Source organism: Nonomuraea sp. IBHARD001 (assembly GCF_056106265.1).
Genome location: NZ_JBWBBW010000002.1, coordinates 5,897,166 through 5,922,836 on the forward strand (window position 1 = coordinate 5,897,166; position 25,671 = coordinate 5,922,836).

At 73.5% G+C, this 25,671-nt stretch carries 9 protein-coding genes (1 of these 9 cut by a window edge); 1 reads left to right on the forward strand and 8 read right to left on the reverse strand.

The genetic code is table 11. The annotated features are described in order from the left end of the window. Positions 1-288: a VOC family protein gene (locus tag ACTWNK_RS29035; RefSeq protein WP_474307721.1), complete on the forward strand. Its 288-nt coding sequence runs from the start codon at positions 1-3 to the stop codon at positions 286-288. Here the strand turns inward: ACTWNK_RS29035 and ACTWNK_RS29040 are convergent. The 8 genes in view from ACTWNK_RS29040 to ACTWNK_RS29075 are tightly spaced (each overlapping or abutting the next) and all read right to left on the reverse strand, a layout consistent with a single transcriptional unit that may run on beyond the window. Beyond that, on the reverse strand, positions 285-1,160 hold the full coding sequence (locus ACTWNK_RS29040) for an ABC transporter permease (protein WP_474307722.1): 876 nt from the start codon (positions 1,158-1,160) through the stop codon (positions 285-287). The two genes, ACTWNK_RS29035 and ACTWNK_RS29040, sit on opposite strands and share 4 nt — an antisense overlap. Continuing rightward, positions 1,153-2,043 (reverse strand): ABC transporter ATP-binding protein, encoded by an 891-nt coding sequence (locus tag ACTWNK_RS29045; protein ID WP_474307723.1) that lies wholly within the window; start codon positions 2,041-2,043, stop codon positions 1,153-1,155. Before ACTWNK_RS29045 ends, ACTWNK_RS29040 begins: the two co-directional genes overlap by 8 nt. After that, positions 2,040-3,212 (reverse strand): M20/M25/M40 family metallo-hydrolase, encoded by a 1,173-nt coding sequence (locus ACTWNK_RS29050; RefSeq protein ID WP_474307724.1) that lies wholly within the window; start codon positions 3,210-3,212, stop codon positions 2,040-2,042. Before ACTWNK_RS29050 ends, ACTWNK_RS29045 begins: the two co-directional genes overlap by 4 nt. Next, positions 3,209-4,093 carry an ornithine carbamoyltransferase gene (locus tag ACTWNK_RS29055; protein WP_474307725.1) on the reverse strand — a complete coding sequence of 295 codons (885 nt, stop codon included), beginning with the start codon at positions 4,091-4,093 and terminating at the stop codon, positions 3,209-3,211. The genes ACTWNK_RS29050 and ACTWNK_RS29055 overlap by 4 nt, the downstream gene beginning before the upstream one ends. Then, positions 4,090-11,163: an amino acid adenylation domain-containing protein gene (locus ACTWNK_RS29060; protein ID WP_474307726.1), complete on the reverse strand. Its 7,074-nt coding sequence runs from the start codon at positions 11,161-11,163 to the stop codon at positions 4,090-4,092. Before ACTWNK_RS29060 ends, ACTWNK_RS29055 begins: the two co-directional genes overlap by 4 nt. Next, positions 11,160-14,366, reverse strand: a complete 3,207-nt coding sequence (locus tag ACTWNK_RS29065) for a non-ribosomal peptide synthetase (RefSeq protein ID WP_474307727.1) — start codon at positions 14,364-14,366, stop codon at positions 11,160-11,162. The genes ACTWNK_RS29060 and ACTWNK_RS29065 overlap by 4 nt, the downstream gene beginning before the upstream one ends. Next, the gene (locus tag ACTWNK_RS29070) at positions 14,363-23,686 is read right to left on the reverse strand and encodes a non-ribosomal peptide synthetase (RefSeq protein ID WP_474307728.1); all 9,324 of its coding nucleotides are present in this window, start codon (positions 23,684-23,686) and stop codon (positions 14,363-14,365) included. The genes ACTWNK_RS29065 and ACTWNK_RS29070 overlap by 4 nt, the downstream gene beginning before the upstream one ends. Next, positions 23,676-25,671: the end of an amino acid adenylation domain-containing protein gene (locus ACTWNK_RS29075; RefSeq protein ID WP_474307729.1), read on the reverse strand. Its footprint extends 4,292 nt past the window's final position; the window shows 1,996 of its 6,288 coding nt (coding positions 4,293-6,288); its start codon lies beyond the right edge, outside the window — the gene reads right to left on this strand; the stop codon is at positions 23,676-23,678. Before ACTWNK_RS29075 ends, ACTWNK_RS29070 begins: the two co-directional genes overlap by 11 nt.

The window sequence follows — 25,671 nt, forward strand, 5'->3', positions numbered from 1 at the left end:
ATGCGGATGAACCTCGTGGTGATCTACACCGACAGGCTCGACGAGTGCCGGGCGTTCTACACCGGACTCGGCCTGGAGTTCACCCCCGAGCAGCACGGGAACGGGCCCGCGCACCACGCGGCCGTCCTGCCCGACGGCACCGTGTTCGAGCTCTACCCGGCCGGACGCAGGCCCGCGACGGGATCGCTGCGTCTGGGGTTCGAGATCGCCGCGCGGCCGTACGGGCGGCAGGTGCTGACCGACCCGGACGGCCGTGCGATCGAGGTGTACGGCCGGGCGCGAGACTAGCCCGCTCGTGCGCTCTTCCAGCGGAAGGTGAGCAGGCACAGGATGAGCCCGCCCACGGTCCAGGCGCCGAGCACCAGCGCGACCCGCTCCATCTCGTAGGAGCCCGCGACCTCCAGGACGGCGGCCTCAGGACCGAGGAAGACCCCGCGCATGCCCTGGCACAGCCACTTCAGCGGGAAGATCCCCGACAGGTTGAGCAGCCAGTCGGGCACGTCGGTGTGCGGCAGGAAGGTGCCCGAGACGAACTGCAGCGCGACGAACGGCAGCGTGATGACGGCCGTGGCGCTGCGGTGCGAGCGCGGCACGCTGCTCGCGGCGATGCCGAGCATGGTCATGGCGCTGAGCCCGAGCAGGAACACCCAGGTGAAGGTCAGCCAGGGCCCGATCGTCGAGGGCAGCGTCAGGTCGTAGAAGATGACGCCGATCGCCAGCAGGATCGCGATCTGGATGATCGCGATGACCAGCACGCTGCCCATCTTGCCGATGAAGTACGCGCTGGGCGGCATCGGGCTGCCGGTGAGCCTGCGCAGCCCGCCGAGGTCGCGTTCGACGGCGATGGCGATGCCGAGGTTCTGGAAGGAGACGGCCATAATGCCGGTGCCGATCAGCCCGGCGACGTAGACCTGGGAGACGGTGACGTTCAGGCCGCGGTACTGGGTGGTGAAGATCGAGGCCAGGATGATCAGCATGACGACGGCGATGGAGAAGACGAAGGCGATCTGGTCCTTCTCCCTGAAGAACATCTTCAGCTCCATCACCGTGCGCAGCAGCCCCAGCCGCAGCGCGCGGCGCGGCTCCAGGCGTCTGGCGGGGGCGACGGGCCGGGGTTCCCGTGGTGCGGTCAGGGTGGCGCCGCTGGTCGTGTCAGTCATCGCTCGCTCCCGTTGTGTCCGCTGATGCGCCGTCGTCCGCCAGGTCGTCGGTGTCGCCGATGAGACGCAGGTAGACCTCTTCGAGGGTGGGCCTGGAGACCGCCAGGCCGGGGATCTCGCCGTCGAACCTGGTGGCCAGGTCCAGGACGAACTCGGTCGGCGTCTCGGTCTCGACGGACTTCGGCCCGTCGTCGGCCACCCAGCGCACGGTCGAGACGGCCGTGGCCCGCCCGCCGAGCGTCTGCGGCAGGCCCTCGGCCACGATCTTGCCCCTGGCGATGACCGCGAGCCTGTCGGCCAGTGCCTCGACCTCCTCCAGGTAGTGCGTGGTGAGCAGGATCGTGGTGCCCTCCTTGGCCAGGTCGCCGATGAGGGCGGCGAACCTGCGGCGGGCCTTGGGGTCGAGGCCGGTGGTCGGCTCGTCGAGGAAGAGCAGGTCGGGGTTGCCGATGACGCCGAGCGCCACGTCGAGCCTGCGCCGCTGGCCGCCCGAGAGCCGGTAGACGAGCTTGCCCGCCTGCTCGGTCAGGCCGACCTGCTCGATGACCTCGTCGGGGTCGCGGGGCCGCTGGTAGTAGTGCGCGAACCCCCTGACGATCTCGGCGACCGTCAGTTCGGGGGTGTCGGCCGTGCTCTGCCACACGATGCCGATGCGGTCACGCCAGGACGCCGTGGCCTTGCCCGGGTCGACGCCGAGCACGCTCACCTCGCCGGAGTCGCGGTACCTGTGCCCTTCGAGGATCTCCACCGTCGTGGTCTTGCCCGCGCCGTTGGGGCCCAGCAGGCCGAAGACCTCGCCCTGCTGGATGTCCAGATCTATACCGTCGACCGCGCTCACACCGCTGTACTGCTTGCGCAGTCCTCGCACGCGCACTGCCGTCATGTCCGTTCTCCTCTCACCAGGTCGGGCCCGCGCGTCACCAGATCGGAGACGCGGGACCAGGAGACAACCGTTTCGAGTAGTGCCTGACAGCCCAGGACGAGCTGCCGGTCGGGCGTGTGCTCGGCAGGGGCGTGGCTGACACCGCCGGTGCTGGGCACGAACAGCATGGCCGTCGGTACGGCGCGGCTCAGCACGCCCGCGTCGTGCCCGGCGAAGCTCACCATGCTGGTCCAGGGGACGCCCAGGCGACGGCACGCGTCGCCCAGGAGATCGCGGAGTCCGGGGTCGAACCTGGACTCCGGCTTGTGGGAGAGCTGTTCGACCTCGGCCGTGCAGCCCTCCTCGGCGGCGACGGCGTCGGCGTGCTCGCGCAGTCTGGCCGCGGCCAGGTCGAGCGCCTCCTTCGTCGCGGCGCGGAACTCCACCACCAGGCGGGCCTGGCCGGGGATGACGTTCGGGGCGCCCGGCACGACCTCCACGCAGCCGACATTGGCCACCATGCCGGTCGTGGCCAGGTCGCGCACCGCCACCAGGACGCGGGCCGCCGCCCTGGCCGCGTCGGCGCGCTGGTCCATCGGCGTGGTCCCGGCGTGGTTGGCCTCGCCGTACAGGGTGACGGTGTGGCGGTCGATGCCGACGATGCCCTCGACGACGGCCAGGTCGAGGCCGGCCTGTTCCATCCGGGGGCCCTGTTCGATGTGCAGTTCGACGAAGGCGGCGATCTCGCGGGGGTGCTCGCCCTGGCAGAAGGCGGTGGAGCCGACCAGTCCGCCGGTGGAGGTGGGCGCGGCGCCCTCCTCGTCCCAGAAGTTCACGATCTCCAGCGTGCGTGCCGCCGGGTGACCGCTCTCGTGCAGGGTACGCAGGACCTCCAGCGCGGCCAGGACGCCGTAGGCGCCGTCGAGGCGTCCGCCGCCTGGCACCGTGTCGGTGTGCGAGCCGGTGAGCAGGCGTGGGCCCGATCCGCCGGGCGACCTGCCGAACAGGTTGCCCGCGGCGTCGCGCCAGGCCAGGCAGCCCGCCTCGGTGATGCGTCCGGCCAGCCAGTCGCGTGCGGCCAGGTCGGCGGGCGAACCGGCCAGCCGGTCGATGCCGCCGTCCGGTCTGGCGCCGAAGGCGGCGAGTGCGGCGATGTCGGCCAGCAGCCGCTCACCGCGGATCGAGGTCACGACCGCCCACCTCCGAGCGCCCACTCCAGGACGGCCATCGCACTGTGCATCTTGGTGTGGGCCTGGTCGAAGGCGATGCTGGCCGGGCCGTCGAGCACCTCGGCCGTGACCTCCTCGCCCCGGTGCGCGGGCAGGTCGTGCATGAAGCTCGCACCCGGGTAGCGCTCCATCAGCTCGGCCGTCACCTGGAACGGCGCGAAGGCCGATCGCCATTCGGGGTCCGGCTTGACCGTGCCCGTGGTCTGCCATCGGGTGGTGTAGACGACGTCCACCTTGTCCGGCAGGTCGTCCATCGTGTGCTGCTCGTCGAGGCCCGTCGTGTTCAGGCCGTAGCCGGGCGGCGTGCGCAGGTACAGCTCGGCGCCGGGGAAGCGGGGCAGGGCCAGGGCCAGCGCCGACGCGGTGTTGTTGCCCTCGCCGACATAGAGCACGCGCAGGCCTTCGAGGCTGCCGAAGCGCACCGCCATGGCGGTGAGGTCGGCGAGCGCCTGCGTGGGGTGCTCCTCGGCGCTCATCGCGTTGACGACGGCCATCCGGCCCTGTGCGGCGAGCGCGGCCATCTCGCTGACGGGTCCGGCCGTCCTGACGACGAGCCCGTCCAGCATGCCCGACAGCACCTTGCCGGTGTCCTGGAGGGTCTCGCCGGTGTTGAGCTGCAGGTCGTTCGGGCCGTACGCGACGACGCCCGCGCCCAGCCGCAGCGCCGCCGAGGAGAAGGCGGTGCGGGTGCGGGTGGAGGTCTTGGTGAAGTAGACGCCGACCACCCGCCCGCGCAGGGTGTCGGCGGGCCCCTGCCCGGCGGCGAGGGCACGACCGCGTTCGACCAGGGCGGCGAGGTCGGCGTCTGACAGGTCGGCGACGGTGAGCAGGTGGCGGATCATGAGGTCACCTCGGTGAGATGCTCGATGTAGGGAGGATGGAAGACGCCTCTGTGACTGCAGCCGAGCCGCTTGACCGTGAGCCCGCCTCCCGCCAGCTCGCGCCAGCGCTCCAGATAGGTCTCGTACGGCAGATGCCCCGTCACCGAGTGCTGGCCGCTGGCGCAGTCGTCGCTGGCGACCAGGTGCACGGGGATGGGCAGGGGCTTGAAGCGGTAGGCGGCGCTCGCCCGGTCGAGGGTGCGCCACAGCGAGATCTCGGCGGCGAGCCCTTCGAGGTCGTCGCGCGCCGCGGCGATGCCGAGGTCGGCCAGCAGCCTTCTGGCGCGGTACCCGGCGAGCCCTCTGGTCAGGCGGCTGCCGCCGCGCTGGCCGAGCAGCCCTTCCAGCAGGTCGAACGTCTCCTCGCCGACGTCGCTGCCCGGCAGGTCGGCCATCGGGTCGACGAGCGTCAGGCGCGGCGCCGAGTACCCGTCCGCGATCAGGCGCAACGCCATCTCCCAGGCGACGACGCTGCCCGACGACCAGGCGAGCACGTCGTAGGGCGTGCCGTCGTCGAGCCCTTCGGCACGCAGGCGCGCCAGGTAGTGCGCGGCCAGCGTGCCGATGTCGGCGGCGACGTCGAGGCCGGGCACGGCGAAGGCGGCGACCGGCCTGGCCAGCCGGTCGGCCAGCGGCAGGTACCAGTGCGAGCTGCCACCGGCCGGGTGCACGACGAGCAGCGGCCTGGTGTGGTCGGCGCGTTCGCGCAGCCAGATGAGCTCTCCGGGAGGGGCCTCGGCCAGGGCGGGGTCGACGCGCCTGGCGATCGCGGCGATCGTGCGCAGTTCGAGGATGTCGCGCGCCCTGACCGACAGCCCGCGCTTGGCCGCGATGGCGACGACGCGCAGCATGAGCAGCGAGTGGCCGCCCAAGTCGAAGAAGTCGTCCTCGGCCCCGATCTCGTCGTGCCCGAACGCCTCACGCCAGACGGCGGCCAGCACGATCTCGGTGGCGGTGTCCGGCTGGCGCGAGCGCCTTTCGGCGCCTTCGCCCGGCGCCGGGAGGGCGGCCTTGTCCAGCTTGCCGTTCGGGGTGAGCGGCACCGCGTCGATGTCGACGACCCGCCACGGCACCAGGTACGAAGGCAACCGCTCGCGCGCCCACTCCAGCACATCACCAGGACCGCGGCGCACGACATAGGCGACCAGCCTGCCCTCGGCCGCCACCACCACCGCCTCCACGACATCCGGGCACGCGGCCAGCACGGCCGCCACCTCACCCGGCTCGACCCGATAACCCCGGATCTTCACCTGCTCGTCCACCCGGCCCAGCAGATCCAGATCACCCGACACCAGCACCCGGCCCACATCACCCGACCGATACAACCGACTCCCCGGAGCACCGAACGGATCCGGCACGAAACGCTCCGCCGTCAGACCAGGACGCCCCCGATACCCGCGAGCCACCCCGGCGCCGCCGATCAGCACCTCGCCGGGTGTGCCCGGCGGGCACGGCTCGTACCAGCGGTCGAGCACGCGCAGGTCGGCCCCGGGCATCGGCCTGCCGATCGGCACGCGCTGGCCCTCGGCGTCCGGCCCGGCGGTGAACACCGAGCAGGCGACGGTCGTCTCGGTCGGGCCGTACTCGTTGATCACCGTCGTGCCGGGCGCGGCACGCAGCCAGCGCCGTACGAGGGAGGGGCTCAGCGTCTCGCCGCCGACGAGCCAGGTCGACGCCTCCACCGGGCGGCCCGAGCGTGACAGCAGCTCCAGGTGGGAGGGGGTGAGCTTGACGAAGTCGTAGGGGCCGCCTTCGGCCAGCAGTCCGGCCAGGTCGTCGAGGTCGGGGTCCGGCGGCAGCAGGTGCAGCCGGTGCCCGCCGGTGAGCGGGCCGAACAGCGCGGTGACCGCCAGGTCGAACGCCGCCGACGACAGCAGGACCGAGCTGCCCCGCCCACTGGCGTGCCCGAGGTAGGCGGCCAGGTTGGCGTGCGTCACCTCCACGCCCTTGGGGCGGCCGGTCGAGCCAGAGGTGTAGACGACGTAGGCGAGCGTGCCGGGGTCGACCGGCCTGGGCTCGGCGGGGTGGGCTCCGGCGCAGTCGGCCGGGGTGACCAGCGTGACACCACCGAAGACGCCCGGCTCCGTGATCGTAGGCGTCACCCCGGTGTCCGGATCCGCGATCAGCAGCCTCGCCCCCGCGTCCGCCAGGAGAGACGCCGTGCGCGCCTTCGGCCACGACGGTTCGAGCGGCAGGTAGGCGCCTCCGGCGTACCAGACGCCGAGCAGCGACGCCACCAGGTCGGGGCCGCGTTCCAGGCACACGCCGACGACGGTCTCGGGCGCGAGCGCGCCGAGCCTGCCCGCGACCCGTCTGGCCCGCAGGTCGAGCTCGCGATAGGTCATGACCTCGCCGCTCCCCCACGACAGCGCGACCTCCTCGCCCCTCCTGGCCGCGATCGCCTCGGGCACACTCGCCCAGGCGGCGGCGCCGGCCCGCGCGAGGACGGGCGCGGGCGCGGCGGCGTCGGCGGGCAGCCGTACGGCCAGGGCGTCGCCTTCGGGGTCGGCGGCCATGGCGTCGATGACCAGCCGGTAGGTCGCGGCCAGGGTGGCCGCCGCCTCCTCGCCGATGACGTCGCGGTGCGTGGTCAGGGTGAGGGTGCCGCTGAGCGTCGTCACCTGCAGCGGGAACTCGTTGGGCACCTCGCCGCCGCTGTCCATGAGATCGACGCTCCCGGCGTCGACCACCCGGAAGTCGAGATAGTTGAAGAACGCGGGCAGCAGATCGCCGCCTTCGCCCCATCTGCGCTGCATCTCGGGCAGTGGGTAACGCCGATGCGGCCACAGCGCCACCTCGTCGTCGAACACCTGCCTGACCAGCTCACGCCAGGTCGGCGCGCGCAGTTCGAACGGGAAGGGCACCATGTTGAGGAACATGCCGTGCACCCGGTCGGCCCCGGCGACCTCGGGTCTGGCGTCGACGAGCAGCCCGGTGTGGAAGCGCGTGTCGCCCGCGAAGGTGTCGAGCACCTTCAGATGCGCCGCCAGCAGCACGCTCTTCAGCGGCACGCCAGCGACCGCCGCCAGCCGCAGCAGCCCCTCGTAGGCGTCGAGCAGGTCGACCCTGGTCTGGTCGATCTGCTGACCGGCGCCCGCCCAGTGCGCGGGCGGCTCCCAGCGCGGCCTGCCCGACAGCGTGCGCTCCCAGAAGCCGATGTCGGGCTCGGAGGCGAGCGAGGCCTGCTCGGCCGCGACGAAGTCGGCATGCCGGACGGCCGCCGTCCTGTGCTCGGGCGGCGCGAGGCCGTCCCTGATCGCCCGGTAGTCGGCCACCAGCTCCATCAGCAGCAGGTGCTGGCTCCAGCCTTCGATCATGACATGGTGCAGCGTCATCCCCAGGTGCCAGCGCTCGTCGCTCTCCACCAGGGCGAACAGCCTGAGCAGCGGCGCGCGCTCCAGCTCGAAGGGCCGCTCGCGCTCCTCGTCGGCCAGCCGCGCCAGCGCCTCGGCCCGATCGCCTTCCGACAGCCCCCGCAGGTCGCGCACGTCGAGCGGCACCTCGGCACGGGCATGCACGACCTGCATGGGCACCGAGTAGGAGGCCAGGTCGACGGAGGTGCGCAGGTTCTCGTGCCGTCCGGCCGCCAGGCCGATCGCCGCACGCAACGCCTCGGCGTCGAAGGGCCGGTCGTCGGGGATCGCGAAGGAGAACAGGTCGTGGTAGTAGTGCCTGCCCGGATGCAGCAGCGACTGGTAGACCATGCCCGCCTGGATCCGCGACAGCGGGTAGACGTCCACGGCCCCCTCGGGCACCAGGTCCCTCTCGCCCGGCCCGAGCAGCTCGAACGGCGCCACGGGGGCGGCCTGCTCGGCGGCGGGCCGCCCGTCGGCGAGCGCGGCCAGGGCGGCGACCGTCCTGCGTTCGAACAGGTCGCGCACCGACACGTCGAACCCGGCCGCGCGCAGCTCGCCCACCAGCGCCACCGCACGCAGCGAGTCGCCGCCCAGGACGAAGAAGTCCTCGCCGACGCCGACGGCGGCAAGCTCGAGCGCCCTGGCCCAGACCGCGGCCATGAGCGCCTGGGTGCGCGTCTCGGGCGGAAGCACGCCCTGCCCGCCCGAGGCCTGGGCGGGGGCGGGCAGAGCGCGTCTGTCGAGCTTGCCGTTGCCGGTCAGCGGCAGCGCCGCCAAGCTCACGAAGATCGCCGGAACCATGTACGACGGCAGCCTGGCGGCGCAGTGCTCGCGCAGATCGGCGGGCGGCTGCCCGGCCTCGCCCGGCGTCACATAGGCGACCAGCCTGCCGTCGCGCACGACGACAGCGGCCTCGCGCACGTCCGGATGCCTGGTCAAGGCGGCCTGGACCTCGCCGGGTTCGATCCGGTGTCCGCGCAGCGCGATCTGGTCGTCGATGCGCCCGAGGAACTCCAGCGTGCCGTCGGCCCGCAGCCTGGCCCGGTCGCCGCTGCGGTAGCGCCGCGACCCCGGCGGCCCGTCGGGATCTGGCACGAACCGCTCGGCCGTACGGCCGGGCAGCCCGAGGTAGCCCCTGGCCACGCCCGCACCGCCGACGTGCAGCTCACCGGCAACCCCCACGGCCGCGCCGTCGCCGTAGCAGTCGACGACGACGGCGCTGAGGTCGTCGAGCGCCCGGCCGATCCTGCTGCCCTCGCCTTCGGGCTCGCCCGCGGTCGCGGCCAGGTCGTGCCGGGTGACGTGCACGGTCGTCTCGGTGATGCCGTACATGTTGACCAGCTCGACGCCCGGCCACCGCGGCAGGCCCGAGGTGTCGAGCCGTTCGCCCGCGAAGATCACCAGACGCAGGTCGCCCGGTCCTTCGGCCGCCTTGGCCAGGCCGTAGAAGGCGGACGGCGTCTGGTTGAGCACGGTGACGCGTTCGGCGGCGAGCAGGTCGCGGAACTCCTCGGGCGAGCGCGAGACGCCGTAGGGCACGACGACGAGCCTGCCGCCGGTGGCCAGCGCGCCCCACATCTCCCATACCGAGACGTCGAAAGCGGCCGAGTGGAAGAGCGTCCAGACGTCGTCCTCGGCGAAGGCGTAGCCGGTGCGGGTGACGCCGAGCAGCCTGGCCAGGTTCGCATGGGTGACGGCGACTCCCTTGGGGCGGCCGGTCGAGCCCGAGGTGTAGATGACGTAGGCGAGGTTGTCCTCGTGCACGGGGGTGATCGGGCCGCGCTCGCCGCCCTGCTCCTCGACCGTCAGCACCGGCAGGCCGGCGAACAGCCCGGCGTGCGCCTCGTCGGTGACGACCAGGCTCGCGCCGCTGTCGTCGAGCATCATGCGCAGCCTGGCCTGCGGGTGGCCGGGGTCGAGCGGCACGTAGGCGGCTCCCGCCTTGCTGACCGCCAGCAGCGCGGGCACCAGGTGCTCGCCTCGCGGCAGGCACACCGCGACCCGGACCTCGGGCCCGGCGCCGCGTTCGCGCAGCCGCCAGGCCAGGCGGTCGGAGCGCTCGTCGAGATCGGCGTAGGTGAGTTCGGTGCGCGTCTGACCCGAGCCGGGTTCGGCGGGCACGACGACGGCGACCGCGTCCGGACGCAGCCCGGCCTGCTCGACCACCCGGCCGACGAGCGGCGCGGTGTCGGGGCAGGGCACGGGGGCGGGCACGGTGAGCTCGCCAGGCGAGACCAGGGTGAACGCCGACAGCGGCCGGTCGGGGTCGGCGGCGACGGCATGCAGCAGGCGGTGCAGGTGCCCGGCCATGCGCGTGGCGCTCTCCCGGTCGAACAGGGCGGTGGCGTAGTCGAGCACACCGGACAGGCCTCCGGCCGAGGTCTCCTCGAAGTGCAGGTTGAGGTCGAACTTGGCGACCGATCCCTCGGTGAGCAGTGTCTCGGCCTTCAGCGTGCCGTAGTCGCCCTCGCCCGACTCCTCGTTGTGCAGGCCGAACATCACCTGGAACAGCGGGGTGCGTGACATGTCCCGTTCGGGTTCGAGGTCGTCGACCAGTCGTTCGAACGGCACCTCCTGGTGGTCCAGCGCGTCGAGCACGGCCGTGCGCGTGCGGTCGAGCAGGTCGGGGAAGGCCGGGTCGCCGCTCCAGGAGCCGCGGATCACCAGGGTGTTCACGGTGAAGCCGATCATGCGGGCCAGCTCGGGCGGCGTGCGCCCGGCGACCGGCGTGCCGACGGCGATGTCGCGCTGGCCGGTGTACCTGGACAGCATCATCTGCAGTGCTGTGATCAACACCATGAACAGCGTCGCCTGCCGCTCCCTGCCGACCTGGCGCAGCCGCTCGGTCAGCTCGGGCGTCACCGCGAAACGCACCTTGGCGCCCGCCCAGTCGCGCACCGCGGGCCTGGGCCGGTCGGTGGGCAGGTCGAGGGCGGGCAGGCCGGCGAGTTGCCCGTGCCAGTAGGCCAGCTCGCGCTCCTGCAGACCGGAGACGCGCCCGCGCTGCCAGGTCGCGTAGTCGCCGTACTGCACGGGCAGCGGCGGCAGGTCGGCGGCCGGGTCGGCCTGGCCCAGGGCGTAGCCGAGATAGAGGGCGGGCCACTCGGCGTCGATCACGCCGAGCGACCAGCCGTCGAAGGCGATGTGGTGGTAGACCGCCACCATCACGTGGTCCTCGGCGTCGAGCTCGGCCAGCCAGACCCGCAGCGGCCACTCCTTCGCCAGGTCGAACGGCGTGCGCGCCTCCTGCTCGAAGCGCGCCATGACGGCGGGCAGCCGTTCGGACGGCGGCAGCGCGCTCAGGTCGCTCTGCCTGACCGGCACCGGCGCGACCTCGTCGACCACCTGCACGGGCTCGCCGTCCACGACGACATACCGGGTACGGAGGATCTCGTGCCGTCCGGCCATGGCGTCCCACGCCCGCCACACGGCGGAGGTGTCGAGCGGGCCGCGCAGCCGCATGGCCATCGGCACGAGGTACTCGGGGCTGTCGGGGTCGAGCTGGTTGAGCAGCCACAGGCGCCGTTGGCCGAACGACAGGGGCAGCGGCCCACTGCGGTCGACGGGCGTGATGCCCTGCCGTCTGCGCCGCGATCCGGCCAGCCGCCGCTTGATGAGGTCCTCGCGCAGCGCCGCCGCGGCCGCTGCCGCCGCCTGGTCGGTGGTGTTCGTCATGACTCCTCGCCGTAGGCCACGAGCTCGTCGTAGGACATGCGCTCGATGTCGGCGCGTACGGCCTCCTCGACCTCGACGGCGAGCACGGCGATCGTGGGACCGGCGAAGAAGGTGCGGAACGGCAGGTCGATCTCGAACGCCTCCCTGATGCCGGCGATCATCCGGATGGCGCTGATGGAGTCGCCTCCCGCGGCGAAGAAGTCGTCGTGCACGCCCGGGTTCGCGACGCCGAGCACCTCGGTCCACACCTCGGCCAGCACCTCTTCGGTCTCAGTGCCCGGCGGCTGGAAGAGCGTGGCCGCGCCGGGGCCGGGTGCGGGCAGGGCGGCTGTGTCGATCTTGCCGTGCGGGGTCAGCGGGATCGCGTCGAGCACGGCGACGTCGGCGGGGACCATGTAGTCGGGCAGCCGCAGCCTGCAGTGCGCCAGCACCTGCTGTGCGGTGCCGGCGTCGCCTTCGGCCGTGCGCGTGACAGCCGTGAGCGTGACATAGGCGAACAGGCGCAGGCCGCCCTGCTGGTGCTCCCTGGCCAGCACGACCGCCTCCCTGACCTGCTCGTGCTCGCGCAGCACGGCGGCGATCTCGCCGGGCTCGATGCGGTAACCGCGGATCTTGACCTGTTCGTCGGCCCGGCCGAGGAAGCGCAGCACGCCCTGTGCGGAGAGCACGGCCAGGTCGCCGGTGCGGTAGAGGCGTCCGCCTCCCGGCGCGGGCACGAACCGTTCGGCCGTCAGGCCCGGTCTGCCGAGGTAGCCGCGTGCCAGGCCAGGCCCGGTGACGCACAGCTCGCCGACCACGCCCGGCGGGACCGGCTGCAGCTCGTCGTCGAGGATGTGCGCGCCGACGCCGGGCAGCGGCACGCCCACCGGGACGATGCCCTCCTCGACGCCTCTGATCTGGTGGTGCGCGCAGCCGACCGTCGCCTCGGTGGGGCCGTACTCGTTGTAGAGCGGCGTGTCCGGGTCGAGCTCGCGCCAGGCCTCGATGTGGGCGTAGGGCAGTGCCTGGCCGCCGAGCACGAGCAGGTGCGAGAGGTTGGCCGCCTCCTCGGCGCTGAGCTGGTGGGTCAGCAGCTCCAGGTGGGAGGGGGTGAGGTCGATGAAGGCGTGCGGGCTGTGCCTGACCAGCTCCTTGCCGAGGTCGGCCAGGTCGAGGTCGTCGGGCAGCAGGTGCACGGGCCTGCCGGTGATCAGCGGCGGCCACAGGGCGGGCACGCAGATGTCGAAGGCCACCGAGAGCAGGGCGGGCACGCCGCCGGTCGGGCCCATGTAGCGCGCGGAGTGGGCGACGTACCCGGCGAGCGAGCCGTGGCTGATCATGACACCCTTGGGACGGCCGGTCGAGCCGGATGTGTAGATCACGTAGGCCAGGTGGCCCGGGTCGGTCCGCCGGGCCGGCGCCACGTCCGGCATGCCTTCGGCGGCGCGGGGATGCACCGCCTCGACGCCGCTCTGCTCCGCCTCGGTGAGCACCAGGCGGGCGCCCGCGTCCTGGAGCATCAACCGGCGGCGCTCGTCGGGGAAGGCCGGGTCGAGCGGCAGGTAGGCGGCTCCCGCCTTCCACACGCCGACCAGGGCGGGCATCAGGTGCTCGCCCCTGGGCAGGCAGACGCCGACGACGGACTCGGGCCCGGCGCCGCGCCCGCGCAGCAGGTGCGCGATGCGGTTGGCGCGCACGTCGAGCTCGGCGTAGGTCAGGGTGAGCTCGCCCGCCGTGACCGCCACCGCCTCGGGGCTCTCGCGCACCCTGGCCTCGAAGTCGTCGAGCACGAGCGGCCCCTCGTGCAGCGGGCCGCCGTCCAGCTCGCTGGGCTCGTCGAAGATCTCGGCCAGGCCGACCAGGCCGGTGGGGTCGGCGGCCAGCAGGCCGAGCAGGCGCACGTACTGCTGGGCCATCCGGGTCACGGTGGACCTGTCGAAGATCGCGGTGGCGAACTCCAACCGGCCGAGCAGCGCGCCGTCGGCCTCGTCCTCGACATAGGCGCTCAGGTCGAACTTGGCCGCGGGCGAGTCCGGCACCACCTGGGTGGCGGCCAGCTCGTCCAGCTCCACCCGCAGCGAGTCGTCGGTCTGCGAGCCGAACATCACGTCGAACAGCGGCATCCGCGACGGGTCGCGTTCGGGCTGCAGCTCGTCGACCAGCTGCTCGAACGGCAGGTCCTGGTTGTCGAGGGCGCCCAGCATGGCCGACCTGGTCAGGCCGACGAGTTCGGTGAGCGTCGTGTCCGGCCGCCAGCTGGTCCTGATGACCAGTGTGTTGACCAGGAACCCGACCATGCGGTCCACCTCTGGCCTGGTCCTGCCGCACACGACGGTGCCGACGATCACGTCACGGGTGCCGCAGTGCCGTCCGAGCAGCCCCTGGAAGGCCGAGAGCAGCACCATGAACAGCGTGGCGTCGTGCTCCTTGGCCAGGTCGCGCAGCCGGTCGGCGACCTCGGCGGGCACCCTGAACGGCACCGTGCCGCCGGTGCCGCCGCGCACGTGCGGCCTGGGGCGGTCCAGCGGCAGCATGAGCCTGGGCTTGCCGTCCAGGCGTTCGCGCCAGTAGCCGAGTATCCGCTCGCGCAGCTCGCCGGTCAGCCGCTCGCGCTGCCACACGGCGTAGTCGGCGTACTGCACCGGCAGCTCGGGCAGGCCGTGCGGGCGGCCTTCGGCGAGCGCGGTGTAGATCGTGCCGAACTCCTCGCCGATGACGCCGTTGGACCAGGCGTCGCAGGCGATGTGGTGCAGCACCACGACCAGCAGGTGGTCGCCGCCCGGCAGTCTGGCCAGCCGTACCCTGACCGGCCACTGCTCGTGCAGGGCGAAGGGCTGGCGCGAGACGGCGTCGGCCCACAGCAGGGCCTCGTCCTTGTCCATCACGCGGAAGTCGAAGTCGACCTCGCCCTCGGTGTCGATGACCTGCATCGGCTCGTCGTCGACCAGGACGTACCTGGTGCGCAGCGCCTCGTGCCGTTCGACGAGCTGCTGCCAGGCGCCGCGGACCAGCTCGGGTTCGAGCGAGGCCGGCATCTGCATGACGGTCGGCACGAGGTACTCGGCGCCGTCGGGGTCGAGCCGTTCCAGCACCCAGAGGCGCCGCTGCCCGAACGACAGGGGCAGCGGGCCGCCGCGCGGTACCCGGGGGATGGCGCTCTGCCGTCCGGTCCGGCTGCCCGCGAGCCTGGCCTGGATCAGCTCCTCGCGCAGGATGTCCGTCATGACCGTTTGCCTCTCTGCTCCGCGACCTCCGCGTCGGTGAGGTCCTCCACCTGGGCGCGAATGGCCGCTTCGACCGCTTGGGCGAGCCCGGCCACGGTTGGCCGCTCGAAAAGAGTCCGGAATGCCAGCTCCACCTGGAAGATCTCCTGGATCTTGGCCAGCAGCCTGACGGCCATGATGGAGTGACCGCCGAGGGAGAAGAAGTCGTCGTGCACACCGGGTTCGACGCCGAGCAACTCGGCCCAGACCTCGCTGAGCAGGCGTTCGGCGGCGCTGCTCGGGGGGGCGTGCCCCACGGGGGCGACGGGCGCGGGGAGGGCGGCCTTGGCGAGCTTGCCGTTCGGGGTGAGCGGCACCGCGTCGATGTCGACGACCCGCCACGGCACCAGGTACGAAGGCAACCGCTCGCGCGCCCACTCCAGCACATCACCAGGACCGCGGCGCACGACATAGGCGACCAGCCTGCCCTCGGCCGCCACCACCACCGCCTCCACGACATCCGGGCACGCGGCCAGCACGGCCGCCACCTCACCCGGCTCGACCCGATAACCCCGGATCTTCACCTGCTCGTCCACCCGGCCCAGCAGATCCAGATCACCCGACACCAGCACCCGGCCCACATCACCCGACCGATACAACCGACTCCCCGGAGCACCGAACGGATCCGGCACGAAACGCTCCGCCGTCAGACCAGGACGCCCCCGATACCCGCGAGCCACCCCGGCACCGCCGATCAGCACCTCGCCCTGCGTACCGGTGGCGACGCCGTCGAACCACGGGTCGAGGACGTGCACGGCGGCCCCCGCGATGCGCGCGCCGACGGGGGTGCGGGCGGCGGTGGGCGCGGGCAGGTCGCGGTCGTGCGCACGGTGGGCGGTGCAGGCGACGGTCGTCTCGGTCGGGCCGTACTCGTTGACCACCGTCGTGCCGGGCGACGCCTCCAGCCAGCGCCGTACCAGGGACGGGCTCAGCGCCTCGCCGCCGACGACCAGGTGCCGGGTGGCGGGCAGCGGTCCCGGCCTGGAGGCGAGCATGGCCTCCAGGTGCCCGGGGGTGAGCTTGACGAAGCCGTAGGGCCCGGCGTCGGCCAGCAGTCTGCCGAGCCCGGCCAGGTCGAGGTCTGCGGGCAGGACGCAGACCCGGCCGCCCGCCAGCAGCGGGGCGAACAGCGCGGTCACCGCCATGTCGTAGGCGACCGAGGAGAAGACCGCTGAGCCGAGCGCCGCGTCGTAGCGCTCGGCGGCGTCGGCCAGGTAGGCGTGCAGGGCGGCGTGGTCGATCTCGACGCCCTTGGGCACGCCGGTCGAGCCGGATGTGTAGATCACGTAGGCGAGCGATCCCGGGTCGGGCGAGACGGGCTCGATCTCCTCGCCCGCCAGGCACTCCTCCAGGGTGAGCGTGCCGGGCCCGGCCGGATGCGCGGTGAGCAGCACGCCCGCCCCGGCGTCGGCCAGCAGGGCGGTGCGCCTGGCGGCGGGCCAGGCCGGTTCGAGCGGCAGGTAGGCGGCTCCGGCGTACCAGACGCCGAGCAGGGCCGCCAGCAGGTCGGGGCCGCGCTCCAGGCACACGCCGACGACGCTCTCCGGGCCGGCGCCGAGTGCGGACAGGCCTCCGGCGATCCTGCGGGCCTTCGCGTCCAGCTCGGCGTAGGTCAGCTCGCCGTGCGCCGGGCTCGCGCCGGTGACGGCGACGGCGTCGGGGGTCAGCCGCGCCCAGGCCGCCACCGCGTCCGGCACGGTCGCGCCGTCGTGCGTCCCGGCCTCGACGGCGGGCGCGGCGGCGACCTCGGCGGGCGCGTTCGGCACGGCCAGGCGCGACAGCCTGGCGCCGGGGTCGGCCGCGATCTGCTCCAGCAGGGCGAGCAGGTCTTCGGTCAGGCGTTCGGCGCTCGCGCGGTCGAACAGGCCGGTGGCGTACTCCAGGATTCCGGCGAGCGCGTCGCCGTGGTCGTCCAGGTGCAGGTTCAGGTCGAACTTGGCCACCGCGCGGTCGAGCACGACCGGGGTGGCCCCGGCGAGATCCCAGGTTCCCCTCGTCTCCGCGTGGTCGAGTGCGAACATCACGTCGAACAGCGGGTTGCGTGACAGGTCGCGCTCGGCGACGAGCTCCTCGACCAGCGTCTCGAACGGCACGTCCTGGTGCTCGATCGCCTCGGCCAGCGTGCGTCTGGCCGCCCGGACCAGGTCGGTGAACGCCGGGTCGCCGCGCAGGTCGCCCAGCAGGACGAGGGTGTTGACCGTGCATCCGACGAGTGCGGCCAGGTCGGGGTGCTCGCGTCCGGCGGCCGGAGTGCCGATCGGCACCCGCACCGCGCCCGTGCGCCTGGCCAGCAGCACCTGGAAGGCGGCCAGCAGGGTGACGAACAGCGTCGTGCCCTCGGCCGCCGCGATCCGCTGCAGCGCCCGCGCAGTGGTGTCGGGCACGGTGAACGGCACGGCGTCGCCCGCCCAGTCGCGCAGGCCGGGCCTCGGCCGATCCAGCGGGAGCGGCAGCGGCTCGGCGTCGGCGAGCTGGGCACGCCAGTACTCCAGCGCGGCCGGATCGGCGCCCGCCGCCTGCCAGGCCGCGTAGTCGGCGTACTGCACGGGCGGTGGCTGCAGCTCGGCACCGGCGTACAGTGCGGCGAACTCGCGGCCGAGCAGCCCGGCCGACCAGCCGTCGCAGGCGATGTGATGCAGCACCGCCACCACCAGGTGATCGTCGGGGCCGAGGCTGAGCAGCCTGACCCGCACCGGCCACTCGCCCGCCAGGTCGAAGGGCTGCCTGGCCGCGGCGAGCGCCAGCCGCCAGGCCTCTCCGGTGCCCGCCACCTCGACGTGCTCGAAGGAGATCTCCCCCGCCGGGTCGACGACCTGGACCGGCTCGCCCGCCACCACGGCGTAGCGGGTGCGCAGGATCTCGTGCCTGGCCACGATCGCCTCCCACGCCCGCCGCACCCCGGCCGGGTCGAGCGGGCCGCTCAGCCTGACGGCCAGGGGGACGAGGTACTCGGGGCCCGCCGGGTTGAGCCGGTCGAGCACCCACAGGCGGCGCTGGGCGGGTGAGAGCGGGATCGGCGCGTCGCGGTCGGCGCGCGGGATCGGCTCGGCCGCCCTGCCCTTGGCCAGCAGCGCGGCCACGCCCTCGACCGTGGGCCGGTCGAACACCGCGCGCATCGGCAGGGCGACGCCGAACAGCTCGCGCAGCCTCGACACCATCCTGACGACGGTGATCGAGTGGCCGCCGAGCGCGAAGAAGTCGTCGTGCACGCCGGGTTCGAGGCCGAGCAGGTCGGACCACACGCCCGCCACCCGCCGCTCGGTCTCGGTGCGGGGCGCCTGCCTGACCCGGTCGTCGTCGGCGGGCTCGGGCAGCGCCTTCCTGTCGACCTTGCCGTTGGCGTTGAGCGGGATCGCGGCGATCGCCACCGCACGCCAGGGCACCAGGTGCTCGGGCAGCCGCAGCCGGCACCAGGCCAGCAGGTCGAGCTCCCCCGCGCCGGGCTCGGGCACCCAGTAGGCCACCAGCCTGTCGTCCCTGGCCAGGACGAGGGCCTCGCGCACGTCCGGGTGACCGGTCAGCACGCTCTGGATCTCGCCGGGCTCGACCCGGAAGCCGCGGATCTTGATCTGGTCGTCGACCCGGCCGAGGAAGTCGACGTCGCCGCCGGGCCGGACGCTGCCGAGGTCGCCGGTGCGGTACAGCCTGCTGCCCGGAGGGCCGTAGGGGTCGGGGACGAAGCGTTCGGCCGTGCGGCGTGGCATGGCGTTGTAGCCGCGCGCGACGCCGTCACCACCGATGAAGATCTCGCCCGTCACCCCGTCGAGCACAGGTTCGAGCCAGCGGTCGAGGACGTACATCGAGGTGTTGGGTATCGGCACGCCGATCGGGACGAGGTCGCCCTCGATCGGGCCGTCGATGGCGTAGGTGCTGTTGGCGACGGAGATCTCGGTCGGGCCGTACTCGTTGAGCGACCTGGTCGTGCCCGCCACGGCCAGCCAGCGGTCGAGCACGCCCGAGGGGAAGGCATCGGCGCCGATCGCCAGCAGTTCGGCCAGGGAGGCGGCCTCGCCGGGTGCGAGCTGGTGCACGAGGATCTCGACATGGCCGGGCGTCAGCTTGACGAAGCTGTAGGGCGCGGCGGCGGCCAGCAGCCTGCCCAGGTCGTCCGGGTCGTGCCCGGGCGGCAGCATGTGCACGCGCTGGCCGATCATGAGCGGGGTGAAGAGGTTCGGCACCACCATGTCGAAGGCGATCGAGGAGAACAGCGGCGCGCCGCCGCACCCGTGCTCGGCGTAACGCTCGACCGTCCACCACAGGTAGTTGGCCAGGCCCCGGTGGCCGATCAGCACGCCCTTCGGCCTGCCGGTCGAGCCCGAGGTGTACATGATGTAGGCCAGCCCGTCGAGGTCCGGCCTGCCGGGCGGCCTGGTGCGCGGTCGCCCGGTCCACGCGCCGGTCTCGACGACCTGGCCCGGGTACACCTCGCCCAGCGCCTGCGCGTAGCCGGGATCGGCCACGACCAGCAACGCCCCGGCGTCGGCCAGCACCGCGGCCCAGCGCTCGGCCGGGTGCGCGGGTTCGAGCGGGGTGTAGGCCGCGCCCGCCTTCCACACACCGAGCAGCACGGGCAGCAGGTCGGCCCCCCTGTCGACGCACACGCCGACGACGCTCTCCGGCCCGGCGCCGAGCTCGCGCAGATGCCTGGCGACCTGGTTGGCCCGGGCGTCGAGTTCGGCGTAGGTGAGCGAGCGGCCGTCCCAGAGGGTGACGGCGACGCCGTCGGGCAGCAGTCTGGCGCTCTCCTCGATCACCTCGAGGGCGGTGGCCTGCGGTCTGGGCAGCTCGGGGGCGGGATCCGGCCTGCCGGTGCCGCGGAGGGCGTCGCCGTAGGGGTCGGCCGCCATGGCGCCCAGCACTTCGGCGTACCTGGCCACCAGCCGGTCGGCATGCTCGCGGGCCAGGACGTCGGGGCGCGAGGTGAGCGTGAGCAGGCCGCCGAGCACGGTCACCGACAGCGGGAACTCGGTGGGGCTGACGTCGATGCTGCCCGCCAGGTCGACCAGCGCGGTGTCGACGACGGTGAAGTCGAGGTAGTTGAAGTACACCTGCACCAGATGCGGCCCGCCGCCGAGCTCACGCTGGATCGCCGGGAGCGGGAACCTGCGGTGCGGCCACATCGCGGTCTCGGCCGCGAACGCGTCACGCGCCAGCCCCCGCCAGTCCGGCGCCTTCAGTGTGAACGGGAAGGGCACGGTGTTGATGAACATCCCGTAGAGCCGGTCGGCGTCCAGCGCCTCCGGCCGGGTGTCGCAGACCAGCCCGGTGTGGAAGGCGGGCTCGTGCGTCAGCCCGGCCATCACCTTCAGATGCGCGCCGAGCAGCACGCTCTTGAGCGGTGTGCCCGCCGACTCGGCCACCCGCCGCAACCCGTCGTGCAGGTCGAACAGCGGCAGATGCACCTGGTACGGCTCCCGCCCGCCCGCCGGGTCGGCCCACGCCTGCGGCACGGCGACCTTGGCATGCGTCTCGACGACGTCCTGCCAGTGCCTGCGCGTGTCCTCGTCCGCCAGGGTGGCGAGTTCGGCCGCGACGAAGTCGGCACTGCGGATCGCGACCGGCCGGTGCGGCGGGGGCGGCACGCCGTCCCGGATGGCCCGGTAACAGCCCAGCAGCTCCATCAGCAACGAGTGGTAGCTCCAGCCTTCCAGGATGGCGTGGCACTCGGTGAGCGACAGCCGCCAGGTCAGCTCGCCCGTGCGATGGGCGAACACCCTCAGCAGCGGCGCCCGCTCCAGGTCGAACGGCGTCTGGCGCTCGGCCGCGAGGAAGGCGGCGAGCACGGCCTCCTGGTCGGCCTCCTCGCGCAGATCGGCGAAGCCGACGCTCATCTCGGCACGCGCGTGCACGCGTTGCAGGGGTTCGGCGTGGCCGTCGAGGTCGATGGAGGTACGCAGCACCTCGTGCCTGTCCACGATCACGGCGACGGCCTGGCGCAGGGCCGCCTCGTCGAAGGGGGCGTCGTCCTTGAGGCTGAAGCTGGTGACGTTGTGGTAGTTGCCGCGCTCGGCGTCGGCGAGCATCTCGTAGACCATGCCCGCCTGCACCCTGGACAGCGGGTAGGCGTCGAGCACCCCTTCGGGCAGCGCGGCGCGCACCTGCTCGCCGACGAGGGCGAACGGCCGCACGCCCTCCGCCTGGCTCACGGCGTCGCGCCCGGCGACCCTGACGGCGAGCGCCTCGACCGTGCGGTCCTCGAACACGTCGCGCACGGCCAGGTCGAAGCCTTCGGCCCGGAGGGCGCCGACGAGCGCGACGGCTCTGATGGAGTCGCCGCCGAGTGCGAAGAAGTCGTCGCGCACGCCGACCGTGTCCCGGCCGAGGACCTGCTGCCAGATCTCGCTCATCCGGTGTTGCGCAGGCGTCGAGGCGGGCACGTGGGCCGCGCCCGTACGGCCGGACGGTCTGGGCAGTGCGGCCGTGTCGAGCTTGCCGGTGGCGGTGCGCGGCAGTGCGGGCACGGCGAGCACGGCGTGCGGGACCATGTGGTGCGGGAGCGTCGTGCGCAGATACGCGCGCAGCGCCTCCCCCTCGACCGGGGAGACCGTGTAGGCCACCAGGTGCCGCACGCCGGGTGTGTCCTCGCGGGCGACGACGGCGGCGTCCGCCACGTCGGGATGCGTGAGCAGGGCCGCCCTGACCTCGCCGGGCTCGATGCGATAGCCCCTGATCTTGACCTGCTGGTCGGCGCGCCCGGCGAACTCCAGGCCGCCGTCCGGCCGCCACCTGGCCAGGTCGCCCGAGCGGTAGAGCCTGGAGCCGGGCGGGCCGTAGGGGTCGGGGACGAAGCGCTCGGCGGTCAGGCCGGGCCTGCCGAGGTAGCCTCTGCTGACGCCGTCGCCGCCTACGTACAGCTCGCCAGGCACGCCTTGGGGCGCCAGGTCGCCGAACCTGTCCAGGACGTGGGTTCGCATGTCGGACAGGGGGCGGCCGATCGGGCTGCCTGACTCCCCGGCCGTGAGGTTCGCCCTGGTGACGTGGACGGTCGTCTCGGTGATGCCGTACATGTTGACCAGCTCGACGCCCGGCCAGGCGGGCAGGGTGGCCGCGTCGAGGCGTTCGCCGCCGAAGATCACCATACGCAGGTCCGCGTGCGGGGTTCGGGCGGCGAGTGCGGCGAAGGCCGTGGGCGTCTGGTTGAGCACGGTGACGCGTTCGTCGGCGAGCAGGCGGGCCAGGTCGTCGGGGTCGCGTGCCACCTCGTGCGGGACCACGACGAGGGTGGCGCCGTGCACGAGCGCGCCCCACATCTCCCATACCGAGAAGTCGAACGCCGGGGAGTGGCACATCGCCCACACGTCGCCGGGGCCGAAGGCGAAACGGGCGGCGTCGGCGGTGAACAGCCTGGCCAGGTTCGCATGGGTGACGAGCACGCCCTTGGGGCTGCCGGTCGAGCCCGAGGTGTAGATGACGTAGGCGAGCCTGGCCGGATCCCAGGCGGCGGGCGGCCCGGCCGCTCCCGCGTCGAACGGCGGGAGCAGCAGCGGGCCGGGGATCGAGGCGGCGTGCTCGGGTGCGGTGACGGTGAGCTCGACGCCCGCGTCGGCGACGAGCGCGGCCAGCCTGGCGGCGGGCCAGGCCGGGTCGAGCGGCACGTAGGCGGCTCCGGCCTTGGCGACCGCCAGCAGCGCGACCACCAGGTCGGCCCCCCGTCCGAGACACACGCCGACGCGGCTCTCCGGACCGGCGCCCGCCTCGGTGAGCCGGTGCGCCAGCCGTCCGGCCCGTTCGCCGAGCTCGCGGTAGGTCAGGCGGTCCTTCCCCGCCACCAGGGCGAGCGCGTCCGGCGTGGCCCGCGCGTGCGCCTCGAACCTGGCCACCACGTCGGGCGCCTGCCGCTCCGGCTCGCCCTCGCCGCTCCAGCCGAGCAGCGTGCGCCGCTCCGCCTCCTCCAGGACGCCCAGCTCGCCGATGCGCGCCTCGGGATCGGCGGCGACCGCGTCGAGCAGCCGGGCGAAGCGTGCGCCCATCGACTCGGCCGTGGTGGCGTCGAACAGGTCGGTGGCGTACTCCAGCGCGCCCATCAGGCCGCCGTCGGGCCCGCGCACGAGGGTGAGCTGCAGGTCGAACTTGGCGGTGCGCGAGGCCACCGGCAGCACCTCCGGCCCGCCCTGCCCGCCGCCCGCCGCCTCCTCGTAGGCGAACACGTGCTGGAAGAGCGGATTGCGCCCCAGGTCGCGATCGGGATGCAGCTCCCCCACCAGCCGCTCGAACGCCAGCCCCTGATGGGCGAACGCGGCCAGCGCGCACTCACGCACCCGGTCGAGCAGCTCGCCGAACGTCGGCTCCCCCGACAGGTCGACGCGCAACGCCACCATGTTCACGAAGAACCCGACCACGTCGTCGAGCTCGGCCCGCGTCCGCCCCGCGACCGGCGTGCCCGCCGTCACCTCGCGCCGCCCCGACAGCCGGGCCAGCCACAGACAGTAGACCGCCAGCAAGGTCATGTACGGCGTCGCACCACGCTGCCTGCCGAACGCGGCCAGCGCCGTGGCGCTCGCCTGTCCCACCTCGAACACGGCCATCGCACCGGCGCCGCTGCGCCGCGCGGGACGCGGCCGATCGGCGGGCAGCTCGACGGGTGTGAGATCGGCCAGCCGCTGCCGCCAGTAGTCCAGCTCGCGCCCTTCGACCGGCAGGGCCGCCTGCCAGGCGGCGAAGTCGGCATAGCGTGCGGCGGGCGCGGGACCCGGCTCGCCTCCGGCCAGCAGGACGGCCAGCTCGCCCGCGAGGATCTCCAGCGAGCGCCCGTCGCATGCGATGTGGTGCACGGTCAGCACCAGCACGTGCTCGTCCGCGCCCTCTCGCAGCACCAGCGCCCGCCACGGCGGCCCCGAGGCCAGGTCGAAGCCCCGCCACACCTCGTCGGCGATCGCCGTCTCCAGCGACCTGCCGCCGAGCTCGGCCATCGGGACGCGGATCGGGCCCGGCTCGTCGATCACCTGGTGTGGTTCGCCCGCCACGACCAGGTAGCGGGTGCGCAGCGTCTCGTGCCTGGCCACCAGCGTGGCCAGATGCCCGCGCAGCGCCTCGGCGTCGAGCGCTCCCCGCAGTCGCAGCACCAGCGGCACGGCGTAGAGCGCGCTGCCGGGGTCGAGCCGGTCGAGGAACCACAGCCGGCGCTGCCCCGGCGAGAGCGGCACCGGGCCCGAGGTGTCGGCGCGTGGCAGCCGCCTGCCCGTGCCCTGCGCCCCGGCCAGTCGCCTGCGCAGCAGCTCGCGCCTGAGCTCGGCCGAGCGTGCGGCCTCGGCGACGGTGTCGCGTGAGGTGTCATGAGTCATCGCGGGCTCCCTGGAACAACAGCGTCTCCACCTCGGCGTCGGACAGACCGGCGATCTGCGCCTCCAGCTCGCCCTCGACGGCGGCGGCCAGCGCCGCCACCGTGGTGGCCTCGAACAGCAGGCGGAGCGGCAGCTCCACGTCGAACTCCTCGATCAACAGGTGATGGGCGCGCACGGCCAGCAGCGAGTGCCCGCCGAGTGCGAAGAAGTCCTGGTGCGCGCCCGGCTCCAGGCCGAGCAGCCCGGCCCACACCGCGGCGATCCGCTTCTCCGCAGGGCTGCGCGGCGGCCTGTCGCCCTCGACGGCCACGGGTTCGGGCGCGGGCAGCGCGGCCCGGTCGAGCTTGCCGTTGCGGCCGACGGGCAGCCGCTCCAGCGGGATCCACACGGCGGGCACCATCGAGGCGGGCAGCCTGCGCGCACAGTGCGCGACGAGATCGGGCGTGCGCGGCGGCTCGCCGAACGCGGGCACATAGTAGGCGACCAGCCGCTCGCCGACCGCGCCGACCACGACCTCGCGCACGGCGGGGAAGGTGACGGCGACGGCGGCGATCTCGCCCGGCTCCACCCGGACGCCGTGGATCTTGATCTGGTCGTCGGTCCGCCCGAGGTACTCCAGCTCGCCGCCGCCGTTCCAGCGCACGACGTCGCCCGTGCGGTAGGCCCGCGCGCCCGGCCCGCCGCCCGGGTCCGGCACGAAACGCTCGGCGGTCAGGCCGGGCCGGTTGACGTACCCCCTGGCCACGCCGACGCCGCCGCAGTGCAGCTCACCCGGCACGCCGATCGGCGCGAGCTCGCCCGAGCCGTCGAGCACGAACGCCCGCATGGCGTCGATCGGCACGCCGATCGGCACCGGGTCGGCCTGCCGTGTCGTGTGGTGGGTGACGTCGACCGACACCTCGGTGGGGCCGTACAGGTTGTGCAGGCGTGCGGCCGAGCGCTCGCGGAAGGCGCGGACGGTGGCGGCGGTGAGGCGTTCGCCGCTGCAGTACACCTCGCGCACGCTCGGCGGCACGCGCGCCACCACGGCCAGCAGCGCCTCCAGCATGCTCGGCACGAAGTGCAGATGCGTGACGCCCTCGCGATCGGCGAGCGCCGCCAGCTCACGCGCGTCGCGGTGCACGCCGGGCGGCGCCATCACCAGCGTCGCACCGGTGGCCAGCGGCCAGAAGAACTCCCACACCGAGACGTCGAACGTCACCGGCGTCTTCTGCAGCACGCGATCGCCGGGCCCGAGGGCGTAGGCGCGGCTCATCCAGCGGATCCGGTTGACGATGGCGGCGTGCTCCACCATGACGCCCTTCGGCGTGCCGGTCGAGCCCGAGGTGTAGATGACGTAGGCCAGGTCGCCGGGCAGGACGGGCGGCGGGTCCTGCCACACGCCCCGGTGCTCGGCGTCGGGCGCGACGACGGGCAGCCGGGAGGGCAGCCGGTCGGGCAGGTCGGTGACGACGGCGGCGGCGTCGGTGTCGGCGAGCAGCCAGGCCAGCCGTTCCCTGGGGTCGTCCGGGTCGAGCGGCAGGTAGGCGGCGCCCGCGAGCAGCGTCGCGAGCAGCGCGGGCACCAGTCCCGGCCCGCGCGCCAGGCACACGGCGACCACGTCCCCCCTGCGCACCCCCACCGCGCGCAGCCTGGCCGCGAGCGCCTCCGAGCGGGCGAGCAGCCCGGCATAGGTGAGCTCGCCGCCCGCCCAGCGCACCGCGACCGCGTCGGGCGTGCGCGCGGCCTGCGCGGTGACGAGCTCGTGCAGCAGGCTCGGCGGCTCGGGCACGGGCGTCGCGCCCCGCCCGTGCTCCTCCAGCAGGGCGATCTCGGCCGCGTCCAGCATCGGAGCCGTGGACACCGGCCCTTCGTGTACGGCGAGCGCTTCGGCCAGGCGGGTGAACCTGGCGGCGAACCTGGCGACGGTCGCGGCGTCGAAGAGCGCGGTGGCGTACTCGAACCGGCAGCTCAGTGTGCCGTCGCCGCGCAGCCTGACCATGAGG